Source organism: Inquilinus limosus MP06, from assembly GCF_000767795.1.
GTDB classification, from domain to species: domain Bacteria; phylum Pseudomonadota; class Alphaproteobacteria; order DSM-16000; family Inquilinaceae; genus Inquilinus; species Inquilinus limosus_E.
The window spans coordinates 1-2,065 of sequence record NZ_JANX01000810.1 but is presented as its reverse complement, the minus strand read 5'-3'; the positions used below and the strand labels follow the sequence as shown (position 1 = coordinate 2,065).

Below are 2,065 nucleotides of genomic sequence, written 5' to 3'. Positions count from 1 at the left end.
GCCAGCTCGGCCGGCGTGCGGCCGTGGCCAGGCGGCGACCGAGGAACGATCGACATGATCGGGATAGAAGGCGCCGGCGGTGGCCAGAGCCAGGCTGGCGGGATCGGTCGCCGCGTCATGCGCCACCGGATCCTGCGGCAGCCGGTAGGGCGTGCCGCGGACGAACTCGGCGAGGGCGTCCGGCTGCGCCGCGGGGGAGGGGCGGCGGGGCTGGGCGAGAGCGGCGCAAACCTGGTCCAGCAGCGCGCCCGCTTCCTCGACGCCGTCCGCCGCCACCACCAGCCCGTGATTGCCCAGCACCACGACATTGGTGGCGGGCCGCAGCCGCGCCGAGATCGCCTGCGACAGGGTCAGGCCCGGCTTGCAGTAGGGGATGAAGGCCCAGTCAACGCCGGACAGCCCGTCCAGCCGCTCGGCCAGCCGGGGCTCGGCATCGCTGCGGATGGCCAGCGCGATGGTCGAGACGCAATGGACATGCAGCACCACGGTGAAGGGGAAGACGGCGTGCACCGTGGTCTCGATCGATGGCCGCAGCCCACGGGGATTGTGCTCGGCCACCACGAAGTCGCGGGCGGTCTCGGCGGCAGGGTCGCCGTCGCGCATCGCCCGCAGCAGCGGGTCGAGCCGTACCGGCACCAGGATCTCCTCCTCCTCGGCCCGGGCCAGCCACGTGCCGGAGGCCTTGATCCACATGATGCCGTCGCGCTTCAGCGAGGTATTGCCGCCCGCCGCCTGCACCCGCTCCGGGTCGCGGCCCAGCCGGGCGGAGAGGGCGCGCAGGGCAAGGAGGTCGGGGTCGGCGGAAAGATCGAGGGTCATGGGAAAATGTCCCGGAAAATCCACTCTCCCCCTCCCCTTGCGGGAGGGGGTAGGGGGAGGGGGTGTCTCGGCTTGCACCGATCTCGCGGTGCCGAGAGCAGATCGCGGGTACGGAAGTCCTAACCATTCGCGCGCGGACGCGCGCAGACCCCTCCCCCAACCCCCTCCCGCAAGGGGAGGGGGAGTTTATAAGGCCGCGCCCAAGCGCCAAGCCTATCATCGCCCCGCCGCCTGTGCGACCGGCGCCGGTGCGGCGTCCAGCCACTCGGTGAAGGCAACAGTCTCGGCAGGGGATAGATGCAGCCCGTGCTTGGTGCGGCGCCACAGGATGTCCTCGGAGTCCTCGGCCCATTCCTGCGCCCGCAGCCAGGACACTTCGCGCTCGTACAGCAGTGCGCCGAAAGACCGGCCGAGATCGGCCATCGACCGGGCGCCCTCCAGCAGCGCGTCGGCCCGGGTGCCGTAGAGCCGGCCGTAATGCAGGGCCAGATCCTCCGGCAGCCAGGGATGGCGACGGCGGAACTCCGCCAGCCAGCGGTCGAAATCGGCGCCCGGCATGTCGCCGCCGGGCAGCGGCGCCGCCGCGGTCCAGGCCGGGCCCATCGCCGGGAAGAAGGGGCGCAGGCGGTCCAGCGCGTGCTCGGCCAGCTTGCGGAAGGTGGTGATCTTGCCGCCGAACACGGAGAGGATCGGCGCCCGGCCGCCCTCATCGTCGACGTCGAAGACGTAGTCGCGGGTGACGGCCGAGGGGTTGGCGGCGTCGTCGTCGAACAGCGGCCGCACCCCGGCGAAGGAATGCACCACGTCCTGCGGCCCGGTCTGGCGCTGGAACGCCCGGTTCAGCACGCCGCAGAGATATTCGATCTCCGCCGGGTCGACCGCCACCGTGTCGGGGTCGCCGGTCTGCGGGATGTCGGTGGTGCCGATCAGCAGGTAGCCGTTCTCATAGGGGTTGATGAAGATCACCCGCTTGTCGGTGTTCTGCACCAGATAGGCCTGCGGCCCGTCATAGAACTTCCGCACCACGATGTGGCTGCCGCGCACCAGCCGGATCTTCTTGCCGGACTTCAGTCCCGCAGCCCCCGTCAGCACCTTGTCGACCCAGGGGCCAGCGGCGTTGGCGACGGCGCGGGCGACGACCTGGCGCTCCGCCCCACCGCCGGCCGGGCGCAGCACGGCGTGCCACAGCCCGTCGCGCCGCCGCAGCGACACGCATTCGGTGCGGGTCAGGATCTCCGCCCCGCGC

2 protein-coding genes are annotated in these 2,065 nt (G+C 71.7%); both read right to left on the bottom strand.

All coding sequences use genetic code 11. The annotated features are described in order from the left end of the window. Nucleotides 1-819 (bottom strand): class II aldolase/adducin family protein (locus tag P409_RS32675; RefSeq protein WP_034848491.1); only part of this gene is annotated, 819 nt, incomplete at its 3' end. A 216-nt stretch (nt 820-1,035) separates the two neighbouring features. Continuing rightward, nucleotides 1,036-2,065, bottom strand: a 1,030-nt coding sequence (locus P409_RS32670; protein WP_052121658.1) for a glycerol-3-phosphate dehydrogenase, incomplete at its 5' end; no start/stop codon positions are given.